The sequence below is a fragment of the Rhodococcus sp. PvP016 genome (assembly GCF_017832185.1).
In the GTDB taxonomy this organism is placed as follows: domain Bacteria; phylum Actinomycetota; class Actinomycetes; order Mycobacteriales; family Mycobacteriaceae; genus Rhodococcoides.
The window spans coordinates 2,031,284-2,051,946 of the sequence record NZ_JAFIBH010000001.1 but is presented as its reverse complement, the minus strand read 5'-3'; the positions used below and the strand labels follow the sequence as shown (position 1 = coordinate 2,051,946).

22 protein-coding genes are annotated in these 20,663 nt (G+C 69.5%); 11 read left to right on the top strand and 11 right to left on the bottom strand.

From position 1 onward, the window contains the following. The first annotated feature begins 167 nt into the window (after positions 1 to 167). Together JOE30_RS09585 and JOE30_RS09580 are read left to right on the top strand one after the other, a co-directional pair. On the top strand, positions 168 to 875 hold the full coding sequence (locus JOE30_RS09585; protein ID WP_204866331.1) for a response regulator transcription factor: 708 nt from the start codon (positions 168 to 170) through the stop codon (positions 873 to 875). Between the two features lie 53 nt (positions 876 to 928). Continuing rightward, positions 929 to 2,245, top strand: coding sequence for a sensor histidine kinase KdpD (locus JOE30_RS09580; RefSeq protein WP_204866330.1), 1,317 nt, complete (start codon positions 929 to 931; stop codon positions 2,243 to 2,245). A gap of 2 nt (positions 2,246 to 2,247) precedes the next feature. Here the strand turns inward: JOE30_RS09580 and JOE30_RS09575 are convergent, their stop codons facing one another. Both JOE30_RS09575 and JOE30_RS09570 read right to left on the bottom strand, forming a co-directional pair. After that, a complete protein-coding gene (locus JOE30_RS09575; protein WP_027504206.1) occupies positions 2,248 to 2,604 on the bottom strand; it encodes an FKBP-type peptidyl-prolyl cis-trans isomerase in 357 nt (118 codons plus the stop codon). A 70-nt stretch (positions 2,605 to 2,674) separates the two neighbouring features. Then, positions 2,675 to 3,361, bottom strand: coding sequence for a DUF2848 domain-containing protein (locus JOE30_RS09570; protein ID WP_204866328.1), 687 nt, complete (start codon positions 3,359 to 3,361; stop codon positions 2,675 to 2,677). A 101-nt stretch (positions 3,362 to 3,462) separates the two neighbouring features. Here JOE30_RS09570 and JOE30_RS09565 point away from each other — a divergent pair, with 101 nt between their 5' ends. Continuing rightward, complete coding sequence (locus JOE30_RS09565) at positions 3,463 to 4,824, top strand: MFS transporter (protein ID WP_204866326.1); 1,362 nt, start codon at positions 3,463 to 3,465, stop codon at positions 4,822 to 4,824. Here the strand turns inward: JOE30_RS09565 and JOE30_RS09560 are convergent. Further along, a complete protein-coding gene (locus JOE30_RS09560) occupies positions 4,821 to 5,462 on the bottom strand; it encodes a GntR family transcriptional regulator (protein WP_204866324.1) in 642 nt (213 codons plus the stop codon). The genes JOE30_RS09565 and JOE30_RS09560 overlap by 4 nt on opposite strands. 59 nt (positions 5,463 to 5,521) lie before the next feature. On the opposite strand from JOE30_RS09560, the gene JOE30_RS09555 reads away from it, so the two are divergent. Next, positions 5,522 to 6,319, top strand: coding sequence for a carbon-nitrogen hydrolase family protein (locus JOE30_RS09555; RefSeq protein WP_204866322.1), 798 nt, complete (start codon positions 5,522 to 5,524; stop codon positions 6,317 to 6,319). 36 nt (positions 6,320 to 6,355) lie between these two features. On the opposite strand, the gene JOE30_RS09550 is transcribed toward JOE30_RS09555, so the two are convergent. The 3 genes from JOE30_RS09550 to JOE30_RS09540 are packed head-to-tail and all read right to left on the bottom strand — an operon-like array spanning position 6,356 to position 9,613. Continuing rightward, on the bottom strand, positions 6,356 to 7,663 hold the full coding sequence (locus JOE30_RS09550) for a citrate synthase (protein ID WP_037183979.1): 1,308 nt from the start codon (positions 7,661 to 7,663) through the stop codon (positions 6,356 to 6,358). A gap of 52 nt (positions 7,664 to 7,715) precedes the next feature. After that, the gene (locus tag JOE30_RS09545) at positions 7,716 to 8,642 is read right to left on the bottom strand and encodes a carbohydrate kinase (protein ID WP_204866320.1); all 927 of its coding nucleotides are present in this window, start codon (positions 8,640 to 8,642) and stop codon (positions 7,716 to 7,718) included. Beyond that, positions 8,639 to 9,613, bottom strand: coding sequence for an aldose 1-epimerase family protein (locus JOE30_RS09540; RefSeq protein ID WP_204866318.1), 975 nt, complete (start codon positions 9,611 to 9,613; stop codon positions 8,639 to 8,641). The genes JOE30_RS09545 and JOE30_RS09540 overlap by 4 nt, the downstream gene beginning before the upstream one ends. Positions 9,614 to 9,666: 53 nt before the next feature. Between JOE30_RS09540 and JOE30_RS09535 the strand changes: the two genes are divergently transcribed. Next, complete coding sequence (locus JOE30_RS09535; RefSeq protein WP_307806121.1) at positions 9,667 to 10,413, top strand: CPBP family intramembrane glutamic endopeptidase; 747 nt, start codon at positions 9,667 to 9,669, stop codon at positions 10,411 to 10,413. Here JOE30_RS09535 and JOE30_RS09530 read toward each other — a convergent pair. After that, the gene (locus JOE30_RS09530) at positions 10,400 to 11,119 is read right to left on the bottom strand and encodes a TetR/AcrR family transcriptional regulator (RefSeq protein WP_204866317.1); all 720 of its coding nucleotides are present in this window, start codon (positions 11,117 to 11,119) and stop codon (positions 10,400 to 10,402) included. The genes JOE30_RS09535 and JOE30_RS09530 overlap by 14 nt on opposite strands. 98 nt (positions 11,120 to 11,217) lie before the next feature. On the opposite strand from JOE30_RS09530, the gene JOE30_RS09525 reads away from it, so the two are divergent. After that, the gene (locus JOE30_RS09525) at positions 11,218 to 12,135 is read left to right on the top strand and encodes an NAD-dependent epimerase/dehydratase family protein (RefSeq protein WP_204866315.1); all 918 of its coding nucleotides are present in this window, start codon (positions 11,218 to 11,220) and stop codon (positions 12,133 to 12,135) included. Here JOE30_RS09525 and JOE30_RS09520 read toward each other — a convergent pair. Both JOE30_RS09520 and pdxH read right to left on the bottom strand, forming a co-directional pair. Next, entirely contained in the window at positions 12,126 to 13,388 is a 1,263-nt protein-coding gene (locus JOE30_RS09520) for an MFS transporter (protein WP_204866313.1), read from the bottom strand. The two genes, JOE30_RS09525 and JOE30_RS09520, sit on opposite strands and share 10 nt — an antisense overlap. Next, a complete protein-coding gene (gene pdxH / locus JOE30_RS09515; RefSeq protein WP_204870197.1) occupies positions 13,385 to 13,996 on the bottom strand; it encodes a pyridoxamine 5'-phosphate oxidase in 612 nt (203 codons plus the stop codon). The genes JOE30_RS09520 and pdxH overlap by 4 nt, the downstream gene beginning before the upstream one ends. Before the next feature lie 143 nt (positions 13,997 to 14,139). Between pdxH and JOE30_RS09510 the strand changes: the two genes are divergently transcribed. From JOE30_RS09510 to JOE30_RS09490, 5 genes are all read left to right on the top strand, one after another. Further along, complete coding sequence (locus tag JOE30_RS09510; protein ID WP_204866311.1) at positions 14,140 to 15,261, top strand: citrate synthase 2; 1,122 nt, start codon at positions 14,140 to 14,142, stop codon at positions 15,259 to 15,261. Positions 15,262 to 15,456: 195 nt separating this feature from the next. After that, positions 15,457 to 16,407: a hypothetical protein gene (locus JOE30_RS09505; protein ID WP_204866309.1), complete on the top strand. Its 951-nt coding sequence runs from the start codon at positions 15,457 to 15,459 to the stop codon at positions 16,405 to 16,407. Positions 16,408 to 16,660: 253 nt separating this feature from the next. After that, positions 16,661 to 17,782, top strand: a complete 1,122-nt coding sequence (serC, locus tag JOE30_RS09500; RefSeq protein ID WP_204866307.1) for a phosphoserine transaminase — start codon at positions 16,661 to 16,663, stop codon at positions 17,780 to 17,782. A gap of 127 nt (positions 17,783 to 17,909) precedes the next feature. Continuing rightward, a complete protein-coding gene (sepH, locus tag JOE30_RS09495; RefSeq protein ID WP_204866305.1) occupies positions 17,910 to 18,770 on the top strand; it encodes a septation protein SepH in 861 nt (286 codons plus the stop codon). Between the two features lie 82 nt (positions 18,771 to 18,852). After that, positions 18,853 to 19,569, top strand: coding sequence for a hypothetical protein (locus JOE30_RS09490; protein WP_204866304.1), 717 nt, complete (start codon positions 18,853 to 18,855; stop codon positions 19,567 to 19,569). On the opposite strand, the gene JOE30_RS09485 is transcribed toward JOE30_RS09490, so the two are convergent. Both JOE30_RS09485 and JOE30_RS09480 read right to left on the bottom strand, forming a co-directional pair. Beyond that, positions 19,566 to 19,841 (bottom strand): DUF2537 domain-containing protein, encoded by a 276-nt coding sequence (locus JOE30_RS09485; RefSeq protein ID WP_204866303.1) that lies wholly within the window; start codon positions 19,839 to 19,841, stop codon positions 19,566 to 19,568. The genes JOE30_RS09490 and JOE30_RS09485 overlap by 4 nt on opposite strands. After that, complete coding sequence (locus tag JOE30_RS09480; protein WP_204866302.1) at positions 19,838 to 20,641, bottom strand: RNA methyltransferase; 804 nt, start codon at positions 20,639 to 20,641, stop codon at positions 19,838 to 19,840. Before JOE30_RS09480 ends, JOE30_RS09485 begins: the two co-directional genes overlap by 4 nt. Between the last annotated feature and the right edge of the window lie 22 nt (positions 20,642 to 20,663).

Below are 20,663 nucleotides of genomic sequence, written 5' to 3'. Positions count from 1 at the left end.
GGCGAGGCGGGGTGCGCGAACGGAGCATGGGTGCGGGAACCCGGCGCGACAGGTCGCGCAGCCGGTTGTGTGCACCGATCCGCGGTGAGCGCGGATCACTGCACACGAGTCGACTCCCGCCGCGCGGGGCGCATCCGCAGACCACGGGCGTCCGGCACAATCGACGGATGACCGCTCCGGACCAGCCCACCGTCCTCGTGGTGGACGACGACGTCGACGTGCTGGCTTCCATCGAACGCGGACTGCGCCTCTCCGGGTTCACCGTGCTCACCGCTCGCGACGGCGCCGCTGCACTGGACCTCGTCGGTGCGCAGGATCCCGACGTCGTGGTGCTGGACATGAACATGCCCGTCCTCGACGGTAACGGCGTGGTCACCGCGTTGCGCGCCCGCGGCAACGACGTCCCGGTGTGCGTCCTCAGCGCCCGCAGTTCCGTCGACGACCGCATCGCAGGCCTCGAGTCCGGAGCCGACGACTACCTGACCAAGCCGTTCGTCCTCGCCGAACTGGTGGCACGCATCAACGCGATGCTGCGCCGCCGCGGCACGATCGGCTCCAGCATTCCGGCCACGGCCGCCGTGGTGGTCGGGCCGCTGAGCCTCGACGAGCCGGGTCACCGCGCCACCATCGACGGGCGGCCCCTCGACCTCACCAAGCGCGAGTTCGAACTCCTCGCCGTCCTCGCGCACAACGCCGGGGTGGTACTCAGCCGGGAGCGGCTCCTGGAATTGGTGTGGGGGTACGACTTCGTGGCCGACACCAACGTCGTCGACGTCTTCGTCGGGTACCTGCGCCGAAAGATGGAGAGCGGTGGGGTGCCACGGATCCTGCACACCGTCCGCGGCGTCGGCTTCGTCCTGCGCACGTCCTCGTGAAATCCCTCCGGCCTTCCCGGCGCATCACGACCGGCCTCCGGCCTTCCCGGCGCATGAAAACTCTCCGGCCTTCCCGGGTCTTCTCGCTGCGCGCCCGCGTCGCCGCCGCTACCGCCCTGGGTGCCCTCATCATCGTCTCGCTCGTCGGTTGGTACGTCGCAGCGGCCATCTCCCGCAACAACATCCTGCAGCTCGACCGCCGGCTCGAGACCGCGTCGGAGGTGGTGGTGCCGCGTGCGCAGACGTTCGAGATGTTCCTCGGGAGCCTGAGCAGGTCCGAGGCGTTCGCCATCACGATCCGACAGACCGATGAGGTGCGGGCCAGTACCCAGCCGCAGCTTCCCGCGATGCCGCTCGGTTCGGCGACCGCCGACGTCGACGGCACCCCGTTCCGCGTCTACACCGCCGCGGTGCCGGACCGGACGGACGTCACCGTGTCCATCGCGGTGCCGTTGTCGGAGGCGCAGGACATCACGGACGACCAGCAGCGGCAGGTGCTGCAGGCCGGCGCCCTGGCGGTCGGCGCGTCGACGGCACTCGGCTGGATCCTCGGCGGGCGGGCCGTGCGCCCGCTGATGAGGCTCACACACGACGTCGCGAAGGACCCGCCGACACCGCCCCGCAAGTCGACGGGTGTGCGGGAGGCAGACGCCCTCGCGGCCGCCGTCGGCGACATGCTGCAGCGGGTGTCGGACGCCCAGGCGCGCACCGAGAGCGCCCTCGAGACGGCCCGCGACTTCGCCGCCGTGTCGGCGCACGAGCTGAGAACGCCCCTCACCGCCATGCGCACCGACATCGAGGTGCTGCGCACGCTCGATCTCTCGGCCGAACAGCGGCAGGAGATCCTCGACGACCTGCAGCGAACGCAGGGCCGGGTGGAATCGACTCTCGCGGCGCTGGAACGGCTCGCGACCGGAGAGCTGACCACCGACGCGGACCGGGTGAGCGTGGACGTCGTGGAGGTCGCCGACCTCGTCGCACGGGACGCCGCGCGGACGTTGCCGGAGACGCGGGTGCGGGTGGAGGCCGACGGGCCGGTGTCCGCCCTGGGCCATCCCACGGGACTGCGGCTGGCACTCGACAACGCCGTGCTCAATGCCGTGCGTCACGGCGGCGCGACCACCGTGGTGATCAGCGTGGCGCGCACAGCGGAGGGTGCGCGAATCAGCGTGGACGACAACGGGTCCGGTGTCCCGGAGGCTGAGCGGGAACGTGTCTTCGGACGGTTCGAGCGCGGATCACGGGCCGCAGCGGGCGGATCCGGACTCGGGCTCGCGCTGGTCGCCCAGCAGGCTCATCTGCACGGCGGAACCGTGCGCCTGGAGTCGAGCCCGCTGGGCGGCGCGAGGTTGGTGCTGGAGGTGCGCTGACCTCAGGCGTTCAGCAGATCGATGACGAAGACGAGGGTCTTGCCCGACAGCCGATGTCCTGCGCCCGCGGGGCCGTAGGCGAGCTCCGGCGGGATGGTGAGCTGACGGCGTCCGCCGACCTTCATGCCGGGAATGCCGTCCTGCCAGCCCTGGATGAGGCCGCGCAGCGGGAAGGTGATGGACTCACCGCGGTTCCAGGACGAGTCGAACTCCTCGCCACTCTCGAACTCGACGCCCACGTAGTGCACCTCGACGGTGCCGCCGGGAACAGCTTCCGCGCCGTCACCGACCGTGATGTCCTGGACCACCAGGTCGGTAGGAGGGGGGCCGGCCTGGAACTCGATCTCGGGCTTGGTCACGATGAACTCCTGTAGTCGACTTATACCGAACGACGATGTCCTGTACCGATCGACTGTAACGTGACTGCGCTCAGCCTATCGGGGACGGCATGGCGACCGTACGGTAGGCGCAGGTCAGAGAACGATCGGTCGCCGGGTCGCGTAGCTCGACCTTCCACGAGTTCGCGAACTGGTCCACCCCCGGAACCATCGACACCGTTCCGGACATCAGCACCGTGCCCGCCCGGAAGAGTCCCCGCTCGGTGAGGACGTCGAGCCAGTGATCGGGCGAGAGCAGATCGCCCAGAGTGCCGTCCTGGATCAGGGTCTCGTCGTCTCCGACCCACGCGCGCAGCGTGATGTCGTCGAGGCGGTCGGCGACCTCCGCGAGCCGCCAGGCGCCGGTGCCGAGCACATCGGGCGAGGCGTTCTTGCTCCACGCGACGCTGTGCACCTCGAGATCGCGATCGGTGTGGTCGCACGCGACGGTCAGCAGCACGTCGTCGCGGGTGGGACCCGTGATCACCAGTGCCCACTCCGCCTCGCCGGAGGTGTGTCCGTGCTGGACGTGCACCTCGGATGTCTGCTGTGCCAGGTAGGGCGAAATGGGGTACATCGCCGGGATGGTGGTCGGTGCGGGAACGCCGAGCTCGGCCAGTTCGGCGATGTGGGACGCGACCTCGGCCTGGTCACGGCCCGCGTATCCGGCGTTCAGGAGGGTGGTCACGGTGACCGACTCGGTGGAACCGTCGGGAAGTTCGAAGGTCAGTGTCGTCATCATTTCTCCTGTTACTTCTCTGTTTCGGGAGCGCTCCGGGGGTTGCGCATACGTCTTGTATACAGCAAGTATATGAACCACGACACCCGAAAGGACATCCCATGGACGGCACGACACCCGACGGCCGAGGGGCGGTGCGTCCCGACCGGACTGCGCTGACCAAGGCTTTCGCTGCCAGCCTGACCGGTACGGCACTGGAGTGGTACGACTTCGCGGTCTACTCCGCGTCGGCCGCACTGATCTTCCCCATCGTCTTCTTCCCGGAGAGCGACCCGTTGACGGGAACGCTGCTCGCGTTCTCGACCTACGCGGTGGGATACGTCGCGCGGCCCATCGGCGGATTCGTCTTCGGCCGCCTCGGCGACGTCATCGGACGCAAACAGCTGCTCGTCATCACGTTGTTGCTCATCGGCGTCACGACCTTCCTGATCGGACTGCTGCCGGGCTACGCGACCATCGGCGTCGCGGCCCCGATCATCCTGGTGGCGTTGCGCTTCGCGCAGGGTGTCGCCGTCGGTGGTGAGTGGGGCGGCGCAGTCCTGCTCTCGAGCGAGTACGGCAATCCGCGCAAGCGTGGATTCTGGTCGTCCGCAGCGCAGATCGGCCCGCCCGCCGGCAACCTGATGGCCAACGGCGCTCTCGCGGCCCTGACCTTCGCCCTCACCGAGGAGCAGTTCGAGTCGTGGGGCTGGCGCGTGGCGTTCCTGCTGTCGGCCGTGCTGGTCGGCTTCGGACTGTGGATCCGCCTCAGGCTGGAGGACACCCCGGTGTTCAAGGCGCTGCAGGAGAGCGGCGACCGACCCGAGGCACCGATCACCGAGGTCTTCCGCGAGCAGAGCCGCCCCCTGATCGCCGCGATCCTCTCGCGCATCGCACCCGACGTCATCTACGCGCTCTTCACCGTCTTCTCCATCACCTACGGCGTGCAGAAGCTCGGCTTCGTGCGCAGCGAGGTGCTCACGGCCATCCTCATCGGCTCGGCGTTCCAGCTGGCCACCATCCCGCTGGCGGGCGCACTGTCCGACATCGTGAACCGGCGACTGCTCTACGCCGTCGCCGCCGTGGGCGGCGTCGTGTGGGTGGCCGTCTTCTTCCTCCTCATCGGCGGCAGCTCGTTCGGCATGCTCGTCCTGGGCGTCGTCGTCGGACTGACGTTCCACTCGTTCATGTACGGGCCGCAGGCCGCGTTCGTGACGGAGCAGTTCTCGCTGCGCCTGCGCTCCACCGGTGCCTCGCTGGCGTACACGATCGCCGGCGTCTTCGGCGGCGCGATCGCTCCGCTCATGTTCACGTTCCTGCTCGACCGCACCGACAGCTGGGTGCCCGTCTTCGTCTACATCATGGCGATGGGTGTGCTCACCGTCCTCGGCCTGGCACTCGGCCGTGGTCCCGATCCCGCGGAGGAGGAGAGCTACGTCGCGCAGAACCTCGACGCCGAGCAGCTATCCGCGCGGGAGAGCTAGCCGCGCAACAGGATTCGCATGGTGACGTCCAGGTGTGCATCGATCTGCGCGGACGCCGCGGCCAGATTCCCCGAGGCCAACGCGTCGACGATCGCGCGATGCTCGGTGCACACCTGGCGCTTGCGGTCGGGAGCGCCGAACAACGCGGACAACCCGGCACGCAACTGCCGCGCCCGCAGTCCGGCGTATGTCCGAGAGAGCAACTCGCTGCCCGCGGAGTCGATCAGTTCCTGGTGGAACGTCCCGTCGAGATCGATGAAGGTTCGGGCGTGATCCTCGGCGGCACCGGCGGCCAGGGCCTCCTGCGACTCCAGGGTGGCCGTCATCGCCGCGATGGGCACGTTCCCGGCGTCGATCGCCTTCTCGGCGGCGTGCCGTTCGAGCACGCCGCGCAGGTCCATGAGTTCACCGATCTGGCGCCCGGACATCGGCGGCACGTACGCGCCCCGGCCCCGCACCATCTCGATGAGACCCTCGGAGACCAACAGCAGCAACGCTTCTCGGACGGGGGTGCGCGACACCCCGATCTGCGATGCCAGCTCACCCTCGTTCAAGAACGTGCCGGTGAACGCCGGTTCGGACAGCACACGGTCGCGGAGGTAGACATAGGCACGCTCGCGACCGGACTGTTCTTGCATACTGTGTGTATACCAGTCACGACCCTCTGTACCCCGCACGCCGACGTCAGGAGCACCGCATGAGAATCAGCCTCGCCCAGATCACCGCGTCCCGCGATCCGAACGAGAACCTGGACCTGGTGCGCTCGTCCGTCCGTGACGCCGTGGACGCGGGCGCCCGGCTGTGCGTTCTCCCCGAGGCCACGATGCGCCGCTTCGGCGGATCGATCGCCGACGTCGCCGAGCCGCTCGACGGCCCCTGGGCCACCGCGGTGCGCGAGATCGCCGACAACGCGGGCATCACCGTCGCGGCCGGCATGTTCACCCCGGCCGTCGGCGGTGACGAGCGGGTGCGCAACACCCTGCTGATCACCGGCGGGGGCGTCGAGGCGTCGTACGACAAGATCCACCTGTTCGACGCGTTCGGTTTCGCCGAGTCCGACACCGTCGCACCGGGAACCGAGCCGGTGGTCGTCGACATCGACGGCGTGGGTGTCGGCTTCGCGACGTGCTACGACATCCGCTTCCCCGGCCTCTTCCAGACCCTCGCGGACCGCGGAGCCCTCCTCACCGTCGTCGCCGCGTCGTGGGGCCGCGGCCCCGGCAAGGTGGATCAGTGGACGCTGCTCGCCCGCGCCCGTGCCCTGGACTCGACGACGTTCCTCGCGGCCTGCGGGCAGGCGGACCCCGCCGAATCGGGTATCGAGATCTCCGGCTCCGCACCCGTGGGCGTCGGCAACTCGATGGTGGTGTCCCCCACCGGCCACGTGCTCGACCAGCTCGGTGCGGCGCCGGGCCTGCTCACGCTCGACATCGACCCGAACGAGATCGACGCGGTGCGTCAGAACCTGCCGGTGTTGGCCAACCGGAAATTCTGACGCACCGCGTCGGGTGTGTCCTGAGGCGCGGACCGATCAGCGGCCGTCGATGCCCTCGTAGCCGCGCTCGGTGTACCCCGTGTAGATCTGGCGGGGGCGACCGATCTTGGCGTTGGGGTCCTGGTGCATCTCCTGCCAGTGCGCGATCCACCCGGGCAGGCGGCCGAGCGCGAACAGCACCGTGAACATGCGCTCGGGGAAGCCCATGGCGCGGTAGATCAGGCCCGTGTAGAAGTCGACGTTCGGGTACAGCTTGCGCTCGACGAAGTAGTCGTCGGACAGGGCGACCTCTTCGAGCTTCATCGCGATGTCGAGCAGCTCGTCGTTGGTGCCGAGCTTCTCGAGAATCGAGTGCGCGGTCTTGCGCACGATGGCCGCGCGCGGGTCGTAGTTCTTGTAGACACGGTGTCCGAAGCCCATGAGCTTGACACCGTCCTCCTTGTTCTTGACCCGCTTCAGGAAGTCGGCGCTGTCGCCGCCCTCGCTCTGGATGCGGTAGAGCATCTCGAGGACGGCCTGGTTGGCGCCGCCGTGCAGCGGACCCCACAGTGCGTTGATGCCGCCGGAGATGGACGTGAACAGGTTGGCGTCGGACGAGCCGACAAGGCGCACCGTCGACGTCGAGCAGTTCTGCTCGTGATCGGCGTGCAGGATGAGCAGCATGTCGAGCGCCTTGACCATCTCGGGGTCGGCCTCGTAGGGCTCGGCCGGGAAACCGAAGGTCATGCGCAGGAAGTTCTCGACGTAGCTCTTCGAGTTGTCCGGGTACAGGAACGGCTGGCCCACCGACTTCTTGTACGCGTACGCGGCGATGGTCGGCAGCTTGGCCAGCAGACGGATCGTCGAGAGCTCGACCTGCTCAGGGTCGTTCGGGTCGAGCGAGTCCTGGTAGTACGCGGACAGCGCGTTGACCGCGGACGAGACGACGGGCATCGGGTGCGCGTTGCGCGGGAAGCCGTCGAAGAAGCGCTTGAGGTCCTCGTGCAGCAGGGTGTGCCGACGGATGCGGTCGGTGAAGTTCTCCAACTCGACTGTGGTGGGCAGCTCCCCGTAGATCAGCAGATAGCTGACCTCGAGGAACGACGACTTCTCGGCGAGCTGGTCGATCGGATATCCGCGGTAGCGCAGAATGCCCTCGGCACCGTCGATGTACGTGATGGCGGACTTGGTGGAGGCCGTGTTGACGAACCCACCGTCCAGCGTCGTGTACCCGGTGTTCGCGAGCAGTTTGCCCAGCTCGATACCGTCGTTGCCTTCGGTCGCTCTCGCAATGGTCATCTCGTGTTCGCCGCCGGGATAGATCAGCTTGGCGGTGGCGGCGTTGTCGGCATTCTCAGCGGGCACGAAGGGTCCCTCTCGAGCTCGGTGTAACGGAACTTGTGGTGTCTCGATAAAACTAGTCGTCGCCGACCTCGTCCGCCCAGGGAGGGTCCGCCCCCGGTCGTGACACGGTGATGGCGGCTGCCTTCGCGGCGAACGTGAGAGCGGCCGTCCAGGCCTGTGAATCGAGTCTCCGAAGGTCTGCCGACGAGCGCACGCCGTGCTCCGTCAGGTGATGGAGAATCGCGCCGTGGACGGTGTCACCCGCGCCGATGGTGTCCGCGACCTGCACCGACACACCGGGAACGACTGTCTCGCCGGCCGTGGTGACCACCGACAGTCCGTCCCCGCCGCGCGTGACGACGACGGCGGTCACGCCCGCGTCCAACCAGTGCTGGACGGTGGTGCCCTGCGGCCCCTCCCCCAGCCATCCCGCGTCCTCGACCGACACCTTGAGGATGTCGATCGACGGAAGCCAGGTACGGAACCGGGTGCGGTAGCCGTCGCCGTCCGTCATCGCGGCCGGACGGATGTTCGGATCGAGCATCGTCAGGATCCCGGCGTCGTGCACCCGCGCGAGCAGAGCCGCGTACACGCTCGCGCCCGGCTCGTAGAGCAGCGACAGGGTGCCGAACGACGCCGCGGTCACCGACTCGGGGATGGTCGCGGGTGCCTCGACGAGTCGGTCCGCGGTGCCGTCGGCATAGAACGAGTACTCGGCGGCGCCGTGCGCGTCGAGCACGGTCAGGGCGAGCGTGGTCAGCTCCGGACCACGCTGGAGCAGGTCGAGTCCCACCCTCGACGCCTCGAGCCACGCCACGAGGTCGCGGCCGAACGGGTCGCGAGAAATACGCGAGAGGAACTGCACGTCCGCACCGAGGCGGCCGAGCGCGACGGCGACGTTGAACGGGCCGCCGCCCAGCTTCGGCGTCAAGGCAGGACCACCGCCCTGCCGATCCGGCACCAGATCGACCAGCGCCTCGCCGCACACCAGGATCGTCACGACGCGCTCCCGTCGTCCGCCCGGATGCCCCAGCTGCCGGTCCAGGTGTCCCCCGGCTCCAGCACGATCAGCCCCACACCGGAATTGAGCGCGTCGGGCGGGCACGTCATCGGTTCGATCGCCAGGGCGCGGCCGCGGTCCGGGTAGGCCTGATCGTGCGCCGGATCCGCCGTGAACACCTGCACCCACGGGAAGTTCGCGTCGGTCCACAGCACGGTGGCCGCGCTGTCCGGCGGCGTCAGGTACTGCCGTGCGATGCCGTCCGCGTCCGGGACGAGAGCACTGAACGGGGTGTCGAGCCACACCCCGGCGAGGCTCCGCGCCGCGGAGAAGTCGAAATCCGTGCCCTGCACGGGCACGGGGCCGCCGGTGGGCAGGTTGCGCTCGCCGTCCAGCGGGAGACGCACACCCGCCGAGAGTCGCAGCGTGCACTCGTCCAGGGGCGCATCGCCGGCGCGGACGAACGAGTGGACGCCCATGCCGAACGGCGCCGTGCGATCCCCGATGTTCGTCGCCGTGTGGGTGACGGTCAATCCGTCGTCACCGAGGCTGTGCCGAGCGGTCAGACGGAGCGCGAAGGGCCACCCCTGTTCTCCGCCGATGTCGATGGTGTGGGTGATCGACGAGTCGGACCGCTCGGCGACGTCCCATGCCCGCCGACGGACGAGTCCGTGACTCGCGTTGTTCCGGGCCGGCTCGGTGATCTCGAGCTGATGCGTCTCACCGTCGAACGTGAACCGGCCGTCGCGGGTGCGGTTCGGCCACGGCGCCAACACCAGCCCCGCCGACAACGGGGGTTTGGCGGCGACCCGATCCCGACCGGCCTCCGGCCTGCCCGCGTCCCACGTCTCGGTGAGCCGCCGGCCGGCGTGCTCGAGGGCTCGCAGTCCCGCACCGGTGGCGGCGACGTCGGCTCTGTACGCACCGTGGCGCAGCGAATGAGACAGGGCGGATGGCGCGTCGTCGACCATGGCAGCACGCTACCGCCCTGATGTGACGCGTCGTTCTCTGTACGGTGGATCGGGTGTCCACAGTCGTCGTCGCCACCGAACCGGTGGCACCCCGCCGCTGGGTCGACAGGACCCTCGTCGACATCGTCGTGGTCGTCGCGGCCCTGGTGGTCTTCAACCTGACCGCGCACTTCGCGCCCACCCCCATCGCGGTCGCCGCGGTGCCGGTCGGCGCCCTGCTTCTACTCGCCTTCGCCCGTGCGCGCGGCCTCCAGTGGAGCGACCTGGGACTGAGCAACGTCGGACGCGGAGCCCGTCACGGCGCCGCCGCGGCGGGCATCACGCTTCTCGTCGTCGCCGTCGCCGCGTCGATACCGCTGACGCAGAGCGCCTTCCTCAACGAGCGGTACGGCGTCAACGTCGGCGCCACGCTGTTCGCGGCCCTGGTCATCATCCCGCTCCAGACAGTCGTTCCCGAGGAGCTCGCGTTCCGCGGTGTCCTGCATGCAAAGTTGTCGCGGCGCTTCGGCATTCGCGCGGTCGCCGTCATCGGCTCGCTGCTCTTCGGGTTGTGGCACGTGGCGTCGTCACTCGGCCTGACCGTGGGGAACGACGGGTTCTCCGCCGTACTGGGAACGGGATTGTTCGGCCAGATCGTCGGGGTGTGCGGCGCCGTCGCGGGGACCACCGTCGCCGGCTTCGTCTTCACCTGGCTGCGCCATCGCGGCGGAAGCATTCTCGCCCCCATCGGTCTGCACTGGGCACTCAACGGCGCCGGCGCGTTGGCCGCACTCGCGGTGTGGCACCTCACCTTCCACTGAGTTCGAGCGACCTTCCACTGAGTTCGAGCGTCGTCGCGAGATCCCGCACGATGTCGGCGTAGAACGCACCGGTGTCCTCGGTGACGCCGACCAGATGGCCGAAGCGCTCGAACGACACCGCGCCGAAGACCGTGATCCACGCCGACAACGTCCGGGCCACCAGGTCGGACGTCATCACGCCGTCGACATCCTCACCCTTGGCCTGGCGATAGTGCTCCACGACGAAATCACGCGCCGGTGAATAGTTGTCGGGCTCGATGCGGACCGGCGGCGAGGACCGGTGCGCGTCGACGACGATGCTCACCACCACGAGAGTCGGGCGAGTGGCCGGACCGACCGTCGTCTGCGGCGCTCGATAGCCGGGCACGGGCGAGCCGTACAGCAGCGCGTACTCGTGCGGGTGCGCCGCGGCCCAGGACCTCAGCGCGTCACACACCGCCACCCAGCGGTCGACAGGCTTTCCACCCTGCGGATCGGCATCCTCGAGGGCAGCACCCAGCTCGTCGTAGCACTGCACGATCAGTGCCGTGAGCAGCTCGTCCCGGCTCGCCACGTAGCGATAGACGGCCGAGGACACCATGCCGATCTCCCGCGCCACGGCGCGCAGGGACAGTGCCGCGGGTCCGACGTCGGCGAGCTGGGTCCGAGCTGCGCCGAGTATCGCGGCCATCGTCTCCGTGCGGGCGGTCTCTCGGGGCGTCGGCATGCCTTCACAGTAACTGAGAGCACCGCTCTTGACTTTCGAGAGCAGTGCTCTCATAGTTGTGTCGAGAGCAGTGCTCTCCACTACGAAAGGTGTTTCCCATGTCCGATCGTCACGTCGTCGTCGGGGCCGGCCCCGTCGGTACCCACGTCGCCCGCCTGCTCGCCGACCGCGGCTCCGAGGTCGTTCTCGTCTCCCGTCGCGGCACCACCGCCCCCGGCGTCACCTCCGCCACGCTCGACGCCTCCGACGCCGACGCTCTCAGCGCCCTCACCGACGGCGCCGTCGCGCTGTACAACTGCGCCAACCCGAGCGACTACACACAGTGGCATCAGGTGTGGCCGCCGCTGGCCCGGTCGCTGCGACTCGCCGCCGAACGCACCGGCGCCGTCCTCGCCGTCACGGGCACCCTCTACCCGTACGGGCCCGTCGCCGACGGTGTCATGCGCGAGGGAATGCCCGACGCCGCCACCGACCACAAGGGTGTGCTGCGGGCCGAGATGTGGCGCGAGCTCGCCGACGCGCACCGCGCCGGTTCTCTGCGCGCCGTCGAGGTGCGCGGATCCGACTACATGGGAACGGGAGTGGGCACGAACGGCCACGTCACGCGCCTCCTCCCTGCGGCACTCGACGGCAAGGCCGTCTGGGCGATCGATGCAGCCGACGTGCCGCACTCGTTCACCGACGTCCTCGACGAGGCACGGGGTTTGATCGCCGCCGTCGACACTCCCGAATCATGGGGTCAGGTATGGCATGCGCCGACCAATCCTGCTGTGACACTGAGGCAAGCGATCACCGACACGCTCGCGGCCGTGGGCAGACCCCCGGTGCCCGTACGCGTCGTCCCCCGGCTGATCACGCGGGCGGCGGGTCTCGCCTTACCGATGCTGCGAGAGTTGAACCAGCTGTCCTACCAACGCACCGCGCCCTACGTCCTCGAGTCGACGCGCTCACAGCAGATGCTGGGTATCGAGCCCACCCCCTGGGCGGAGGTGTGCCGCCGCACCGCTCAGGTGTGAGCCGTGACGCGGTACTTGACGAAGGCCGGGATGGCGAGGGCCGCGATCATCACACCGACGATGACCAGCACCCCGCCGCCCGCCGCCGCGGCCGCGGTACCCACCATGAAGGCGGCCGCGCCGTGCAGGACGTCGCCGACTCGCGGACCGCCCGCGACCACCACGATGAAGACGCCCTGCAACCTGCCCCGCATGTCGTCGGTGGCCACGGACTGCAGCATCGAACTCCGGAACGCGGCGGAGATCATGTCGGCGCCGCCACCGATCGCCAGGAAGCCCAGCGCCAGGTACAGCGCCCACCCGCGCTCCCCGACCGTCGCGAGCCCCACCGAGACCCCGAAGCCGATCATCGCGCCGCCCCACACCACGATGCACGCGATCACCGCGACGCCCTGACGCTGCACGCGCGGCAACCACCCCGAGAAGATTCCGCCCAGCACCGCGCCCGCCGACAGCGACGCGAACAGCAGTCCGAGGACGAGTCCGCCCTCGGCCGGGTCGCCGAACGTCTCGGTGGCCACCTCCGGGAACAGTGCGCGCGGCATCCCGAACACCATCGCGATGATGTCCACGACGAACGAGGCGAGCAGCACCTTCTGCGTCGCCAGGTAGGCGAACCCCTGGAACACCTCGCGCAGCCCCGCGCGTCGCGACTCCCCCGTCGGCGGGATCTTCGGCAGTCGCACGACTGCCCACAGGGTCACCGTCAGCGCGATGGTGTCGAGCAGGTAGAGCGTCGGCAGCCCGAACGCCGGGATCAACGCACCGGCGAGCATCGGGCCCGCGATCGCACCGAAGTTGAACACCGTCATGTTGAGTGAGTTGGCAGCGGGCAACTGCCGCAACGGAATCAGGCGCGGGATGATGGCACTGCGCGTGGGTTGATTGACCGCGAAGAAGCCCTGCTGCACGCCGAGCAGCACCAGCACGATCCACACATTGTCCATTCCCAGGTGCGCCTGCAGCCACAGCATGAACGACGTCGCGCCGATCCCCACCGTGGTGATCATCAGCAGGGTGCGCCGATCCATCACGTCGGCCAACGCCCCGCCCCACAGCCCGAACACGACGAGCGGCACCAAGGCGAACGCGCCGGCGAGCCCCACGTACGCCGAGCTCGACGTGATCTGGAAGATCTGTTGCGGCACAGCGACGACCGAGAGCTGGGCACCGATGACGGTGACGACACCGGAGCCCCACAGTCGTCGATAGTCGGGGTTCTGGAGTGGAGTGGTGTCGGCGAGAAGCTTCACGGTTGCAGACGCTCGACGCCGGACGCCGTGACCACCAGCCTGTTGTGCAGCCGGTTGTTCCGGCCCTGCCAGAACTCCACGGATTCGGGCGCGATGCGGAGTCCGCCCCAGTTCGGGGGCACCGGCACGTCCCCGTTCTCGAACCTGTCCGTCACGTCGGCAAGTTGCAGTTCCAGATCCTGGCGCGATCCGATGGGGCTCGACTGCTGCGACGCCCACGCACCGAGCTGCGACCCCCGCGGCCGGGTGGCCCAGTAGGCAGCCGTCTCGTCGGCGCTCACCCGCGTGACCGGTCCGCGCACCGTCAGCTGCCGCTGGATGCCGATCCACGGGAACGTCGCCGATGCGAAGGGCGTCGACTCGAGATGGCTGGCCTTCGCCGAGCCGTAGTTGGTGTAGAAGACGACGCCCGACTCCGACAACTCCTTGCACAGCACCGTGCGCGTCGCCGGTCGGCCGTCCGCGTCCACCGTCGCGAGTGTGATGGCGTTCGGCTCCGGCAGACGCGCGTCGATCGCCTGCTGCAACCACACGCGGGCGAGCGCGAGCCAACCGCCGGCGAGGTCGCTCTCCTCGAGATCGTCGTCCCCGCCGTACGCCACCCGCATGTCCGCCAGGTCGATGTTCTCGGTCACCGCGCAGACGCTACTCCCGGAGTACGGTGTGGCCCGCGCTACCCACTAGGGTGCGGTGAGGTGCAGGTCCACGCACGAAAGCGGGGTCCGCGGACACAGGAGAACGAGGGATCTTCATGGCCCAGGAAACAGTGGTACCGGAGGGCTTCGTCGCCGGACTCGAGGGCGTCGTCGCCTTCACCACCGACATCGCCGAACCCGACAAGGACGGCGGCGCACTGCGCTACCGCGGCGTCGACATCGAGGACCTCGTCGGCAAGGGCGTCACCTTCGGCAACGTGTGGGCCCTGCTCGTCGACGGGCGCTTCGGCCCCGGCCTGCCCCCGGCCGAACCGTTCCCCCTCCCCATCCACACCGGCGACGTCCGCGTCGACGTCCAAGCCGGACTCGCGATGCTCGCCCCGATCTGGGGCTACGAACCGCTCCTCGACATCGACGACGACACCGCCCGCGAACACCTCGCCCGCGCCTCCGTCATGGCGCTGTCCTACGTCGCCCAGTCCGCGCGGGGCATCTACCAGCCGGCCGTGCCGCAGGCGCGGATCGACCAGTGCTCCACCGTCACAGAACGATTCATGACCCGCTGGAAGGGCGACCCCGACCCCGCCCACACCGAGGCCATCGACGCCTACTGGGTCTCCGCCGCCGAACACGGCATGAACGCCTCCACCTTCACCGCCCGCGTCATCGCCTCCACCGGCGCAGACGTCGCCGCCGCCCTCTCCGGAGCCATCGGCGCCATGTCCGGCCCCCTGCACGGCGGCGCCCCCGCCCGCGTCCTCCCCATGATCGAGGAGGTCGAGAAGTCCGGCGACGCACGGGCACTGGTCAAGGGAATCCTCGACCGGAGAGAGAAGCTCATGGGCTTCGGGCACCGCGTCTACCGCGCCGAGGACCCCCGCGCCCGCGTCCTGCGCGCCACCGCGCAGCGCCTGAACGCACCGCGCTTCGAGGTCGCCGCCGCGCTCGAACAGGCCGCACTCGCCGAACTGCGCGAACGCCGCCCCGACCGCGCCATCGAGACCAACGTCGAATTCTGGGCCGCCGTCATCCTCGACTTCGCCGAGGTCCCCGCGCACATGATGCCCGCCATGTTCACCTGCGGCCGCACCGCCGGCTGGTGCGCCCACATCCTCGAACAGAAGCGCCTCGGCAAGCTCGTGCGCCCCGCCGCCATCTACACCGGTCCCGCACCGCGCTCCCCCGAGAGCGTCGAGGGGTGGGGCACCATCGCGTGAGGTAGGTGGGTGCGGCGCCGGTTGCTGGGTGCTGGTCGCCGCCGCGCGCACCGCACGGTGTTCCGCGCACCTCTCGTCCTGCGCGCGTAGCCGAGCGGTGCGCGCGAGGCAAGGGGCGAGCGCTCGAACCCGGGGATGACGGCCGACTGTGGACGGCCGCAGCGAGGGCGACCGACTCGTGCGCACACTGCGGCCGTGAACTTCTACGGGGAACAGCTGCTCAGCCGTCGTGACGCACTCGCACGCGGCGCCACCGACGCCGAGATCAAAGCTGCACTGGCGCGTCGCGAGATCGCCGTCGTCCGGCGCGGCATCTACGTTCCGGCTGCGGTCCTCGACTCGCTCGACAGCACCGGTCGGCACCTGCTCGAGGTGCGCGCGACGCTGCTGGCGAGCGCACCAGCGGCGGCCGCCGCACACGGTTCCGCAGCCTTGGTGCACGGGATGTCGTTGTGGCGTGTCCCGGAACGGGTGCATGTCGGCATCCCGCGATCGTCTGGTGGTCATGTCGGTCGGCATCGCCACGTCCACGCCGACGGTCTGACCGAGCGGGACGTCGACGTCATCGACGGTCTGCGCTGCACGTCTGCTGCGCGCACCGTCGCCGATCTCGCGCGGACCCTCCCGTTCGAGGATGCGGTCTGCGCCGGTGACTCCGCGCTGAACCGGCATCTCGTGACGCCGGAGTCGGTGCGCGAGTCGCTGATCCGTACGCCGTCCCATCGCAGACGCACCGCCGCGGAGTCTGCACTCGACTTCCTGGACGGGCGAAGTGAGAGCGTCGGGGAATCGCGGAGCCGCGTGTATCTGCACCATCTCGGCGTTCCGTGCCCGGAACTGCAGGTCACGCTGATGCTCTCGGACGGCCGCACCACCTTCCGCCCCGATTTTTTGTGGGAGGAAGAAGGAGTGATCGGCGAGTTCGACGGCGTCTCGAAGTACTCGGCCCTCGCACGCCCCGGCGAGTCACCCGCCAACGTCCTGGTGCGCGAGAAGCGTCGCGAGGACCTGCTCCGCGCACACGGATGGACGGTGGTGCGCTGGACGTGGGCCGATCTGACGTCGCCGCAACTCGGCCGCGAACTGCGTCGGGTGCTGGCCGCAGGGTGCGGGGGCGCACGGCCGCGCACCACCCGAGTGGGGTGACCGCGCCCTCCACGCGCAGCGCCCGGCGACGAGCGCACGCTGCATCCTGCGCAGGGCACTGCGCGGTGCGCGCGCCGGGCAACCAGCGCCGGGCAACCAGCGCCGGGCAACGAGCGCCGGCAACCAGCGCCGGGCATCCAGCGCCGGGTAAACCAGCCCCGGTACGCCCAGCGGGGTGCACGACCCTCCTCACGGCTGCACTACCCTGATCACGCCGGTAACGCCCACACGACACTAAGGACGCGAACCCCGTATGGCCGAGAACCTGACCATTCCTTCCGACCTCAAGCCCGGCGACGGACGCTTCGGGTGCGGTCCGTCGAAGGTCCGGCCCGAGCAGCTCCAGTCCCTGGTGGACGTGGGCGCGTCGGTGTTCGGCACCAGCCATCGCCAGAAGCCGGTGAAGGACGTGGTGGGACGGGTGCGCGACGGTCTGCGCGAGCTGTTCTCGATCCCTGAGGGCTACGAGGTCGTGCTGGGCAACGGTGGCACCACCGCGTTCTGGGACGCAGCCGCGTTCGGCTTGATCAAGGAGAAGTCGCTGCACCTCACCAATGGTGAGTTCAGCTCGAAGTTCGCCTCGGTGGCCAAGGCCAACCCGTTCATCGGTGACCCGATCGTCGTGAGCGCGGAGCCGGGCAGCGCCCCGGAGCCCACGTCGGATCCGTCGGTCGACCTGATCGGGTGGGCTCACAACGAGACCTCGACGGGTGTCGCCATTCCTGTCTCGCGTCCGGCGGGCTCGGACAACGCCCTCATCGCGATCGACGCGACCTCGGGCGCCGGCGGACTGCCCGTGAACGTGGCCGATTCGGATGTCTACTACTTCGCTCCGCAGAAGAACTTCGCTGCGGACGGCGGCCTCTGGGTCGCGTTGATGAGCCCCGCGGCACTGGCCCGCGTCGACGAGATCGCGGCGAGCAAGCGCTGGGTCCCCGACTTCCTGTCGCTGCCCATCGCCGTCGACAACAGCACCAAGAACCAGACGTACAACACGCCCGCGGTGGCGACGCTGCTCCTGTTCGCCGACCAGATCGAGTGGCTGAACGGCAAGGGCGGCCTGGACTGGGCGACGTCACGGACCGCCGACTCCTCGTCGCGGTTGTACGACTGGGCGGAGCGCTCCGAGTACGCGACGCCGTTCGTCGTCGACCCGAAGCATCGCTCGCAGGTGGTCGGCACCATCGACTTCGACGAGAAGGTCGACGCTGCAGCCGTCGCGAAGACGTTGCGCGCCAACGGTATCGTCGACACGGAGCCGTACCGCAAGCTCGGCCGCAACCAGCTGCGCGTCGGCATGTTCCCGGCCGTCGAGCCCGACGACGTCACCGCCCTGACCGCCTGCATCGATCACGTGGTCGAACACCTGGCGTGAGAGCGTGCGTGTCCCCCCGACTGCTGCACTGTGGTGCATTACAGTCGGGGGAGGCACCGAACCCGGCCCCGTGCTCGGACAGCGAGCAGCCGAGGGGCAGGGGCCGTCGCGACGCAAAGGAGTGATCGTGCGAGAGATCCACGTGATCGGCCTGGCGTCGGACGGCAAGCACATCGTCTGTGCCGATTCCTCCGGTGAGAAGTTCCGTCTGCCGGCCGACGAGAAGTTGCGCGCCGCCGCCCGTGGTGACGCCGCGCGACTCGGACAGATCGAGATCGAGATGGATTCTCTGATGCGACCGCGCGAGATCCAGGCGCGCATCCGGTCCGGCGCCTCCATCGAGCAGGTGGCCAAGGAGTCGGGTATGCCGGCGAGCAAGGTGGAGCGCTACGCGCACCCCGTTCTGCTCGAACGTTCCCGCGCCGCTGAACTCGCCCAGCTGGGCCACCCCCTGCGTGCCGACGGGCCCGCCGTGCTCACCCTCGTGGAGATCGTGGGACTCGCGTTCCGCGGCCGCGGGCACTCGATGGACCAGGCCGAGTGGGACGCGTGGCGCGACGAGGACAATCACTGGATCGCCCAGCTGACCTGGCCTGCGGGGCGCACCACCAACACAGCGCACTGGCGTTTTCAGCCGGATGCTCACGGTGGCAGTGTCACTCCTCTGGACGACGCGGCCTCCGAGCTGATCGACCCCGACTTCGGCCGCCAACTCCGAGGACTGGCCCCCGTCGTCGCCGCCGAGGAGGACTCGCCGTCACAGCAGACTCTCGACGACTACTACGGGGTCGACGCGGACTCGGACACGGAGACCACGGCGGAGCAGCCCGAACCCGCGGAGACACCCGCAGCGCAGGCCGAGCCCGAGACCGAACCGACACGACCCAAGCCGGCGCCGGGCCATGCGAACGCGAAGGACAAACGGGGAAAGCCCGCCATGCCGTCGTGGGAGGATGTCTTGCTGGGAGTGCGCAGCAACGGCCGCTGAGCCGAGCAGTGTTCACGGCAGAGCGATCTTCACGGCCGAGTAAGTGACCGTCTGAGACCGGACGACGACAAGGGGGCGCCCGGTGGGGCTGGGTACAGCAGCGTTGTGGTTCGTCGACGCACCTGATCCGATCGCGGTGCTGCGGTCCGGAGTGCAGTCCGACACCGATGCGGCCGCGGCCGTGGCACGGAAGCTTCACCCCGGCCTCGAGCCCGCTCTCGTCGGCATGGCGCCCCTGACGGCGTTCGCCGTGGCGTCGGAGCCGAACCGCGTGCTGGTCGGCTGCTACCCGGGCATCACCGTCGTCTGCGCCTCCGAGCCCGCCGCGGTGCGCCCGTCGACTCTCGAGGAGTCCTGGACGTCGTTGCTGCCGTCCACGCACACCTTTCTCGTCGCCTCCGAACGAGAGCACGCGTGGGGCGCCTTCGCGCAATGGGACTCCGGCACCCTGAAGCGCTCGTTCAGCGCCGGCCCCACCTACATCCACGAGGACGAGGGTCTCCCCTTCCCGTGGGAACGGCCTTTCTGGTCGGGCGATCATCCGCTGCAGTTCGACGGTGAGAAGTTCCCCGATCCCCAGGCGCTGCCGTTCCATCCCCAGGAGTTCGCCGACGCGGCGAGCGCTCACTGGCTCGGCGTCCGCATGATCGGCGGAGCCCGCGACGGGGACACCGACCCCGGCTCGGTGCTGTTGTGCGACTTCGCGATGCGCGATCCGGCAGCGGCCCCTCCGCCCGAACCGCCGCGACCGGAGACCCCGGAGCCGCAGCGCAAGCGCGGCCTGTTCCGGCGTCGCTAGCCCAGCGCGTCGACGGCGAACGCCAGCACACCCACGGCCGCGCCGGCGGCGATGCCCGGTACGACGAAGCGCCACACCGGATCTGCGCGCCGACGGGCGACAGACGGCGCAGCGCCGCCCACCATCACGGCCATCACCAGGACCGCGAAGAGGCTGCTGACCCGGAGCAGGGTGAGGCCCAGCGAGATCACCGCGGCGGCGGTGACGAGTGCCGCGGCGACGGCACACGCGATTCCCGAACCCCAGGGTGTCGGTTCGGCCGGATCCCTCATCCCGTGCGCACCCGCTCGTAGAACGCCATGGCGGCCGCGGTCGCGACGTTGAGCGAGTCGGTGCCCGGTGCCATCGGGATCCGTGCCCGGACGTCGGTGGCGCGCATCGCGTGTTCCGTGAGTCCAGGCCCCTCGGCGCCGAGCAGCAACGCGACCTTCTCCCCCGTCATCGCCTCGGCCAGCGGAACGGCGGTGGGATTCGGAGTCAGCGAGACGAGCTGGAACCCGTTGTCGCGCAGCACGGACAGCCCGCGCGGCCAGTCGGGGACCGTGGCGAACGGCACGCGCAGCACGTGACCCATCGAGACGCGCACCGACCGTCGGTACAGCGGGTCGGCGCAGGCGCCGCCGAAGAGGACGGCGTCGGCACCGAGGCCGGCGGCATTGCGGAACATGGAGCCGAGGTTCTCGTGGTCGTTGACGCCCTCGAGAATCGCCACCGTCCGCGCGTCGGCCACGACGTCCGCGAGGTCCAGTGGTGCGGGACGACGGGCGGCCGCGAGCACCCCGCGGTTGAGGTGGAACCCGACGGCCTCCGCCATGACGTCCGCCGTGGTGCGGTAGAACGGCACGTCGACGTCCACGAGGTCGTCCGCGAGTTCACCGAGCCGCCGCTCGACGCCCAGCAGCGCGAGGGGCTCGAAGCGCGACTCGACGAGGCGCTGGACCACCAGAACGCCCTCCGCGATCACCAGCCCCTTGCCCTCGGGCAGGTCGGGGCGACGGTCCGAGGAGTTGAGGTCCCGGAAGTCGTCGAGACGAGGATCGGCTGGGTCGGTGATGTCGACGACGTGTACCACGGACCCATCTTCTCAGGACGTG

Excerpts from the sequence above, each read along its gene's own strand:
- JOE30_RS09540 (WP_204866318.1), bottom strand. The coding sequence starts at position 9,613 with ATGGTCGACGACGCGCCATCCGCCCTGTCTCATTCGCTGCGCCACGGT.
- JOE30_RS09530 (WP_204866317.1), bottom strand. The coding sequence starts at position 11,119 with ATGCCGACGCCCCGAGAGACCGCCCGCACGGAGACGATGGCCGCGATA.
- pdxH (WP_204870197.1), bottom strand. The coding sequence starts at position 13,996 with ATGCGGGTGGCGTACGGCGGGGACGACGATCTCGAGGAGAGCGACCTC.
- JOE30_RS09485 (WP_204866303.1), bottom strand. The coding sequence starts at position 19,841 with ATGAGGGATCCGGCCGAACCGACACCCTGGGGTTCGGGAATCGCGTGT.
- JOE30_RS09580 (WP_204866330.1), top strand. The coding sequence starts at position 929 with ATGAAAACTCTCCGGCCTTCCCGGGTCTTCTCGCTGCGCGCCCGCGTC.
- JOE30_RS09525 (WP_204866315.1), top strand. The coding sequence starts at position 11,218 with ATGTCCGATCGTCACGTCGTCGTCGGGGCCGGCCCCGTCGGTACCCAC.
- serC (WP_204866307.1), top strand. The coding sequence starts at position 16,661 with ATGGCCGAGAACCTGACCATTCCTTCCGACCTCAAGCCCGGCGACGGA.
- JOE30_RS09565 (WP_204866326.1), top strand. The coding sequence starts at position 3,463 with ATGGACGGCACGACACCCGACGGCCGAGGGGCGGTGCGTCCCGACCGG.
- JOE30_RS09555 (WP_204866322.1), top strand. The coding sequence starts at position 5,522 with ATGAGAATCAGCCTCGCCCAGATCACCGCGTCCCGCGATCCGAACGAG.
- JOE30_RS09570 (WP_204866328.1), bottom strand. The coding sequence starts at position 3,361 with ATGACGACACTGACCTTCGAACTTCCCGACGGTTCCACCGAGTCGGTC.
- JOE30_RS09560 (WP_204866324.1), bottom strand. The coding sequence starts at position 5,462 with ATGCAAGAACAGTCCGGTCGCGAGCGTGCCTATGTCTACCTCCGCGAC.
- JOE30_RS09510 (WP_204866311.1), top strand. The coding sequence starts at position 14,140 with ATGGCCCAGGAAACAGTGGTACCGGAGGGCTTCGTCGCCGGACTCGAG.
- JOE30_RS09585 (WP_204866331.1), top strand. The coding sequence starts at position 168 with ATGACCGCTCCGGACCAGCCCACCGTCCTCGTGGTGGACGACGACGTC.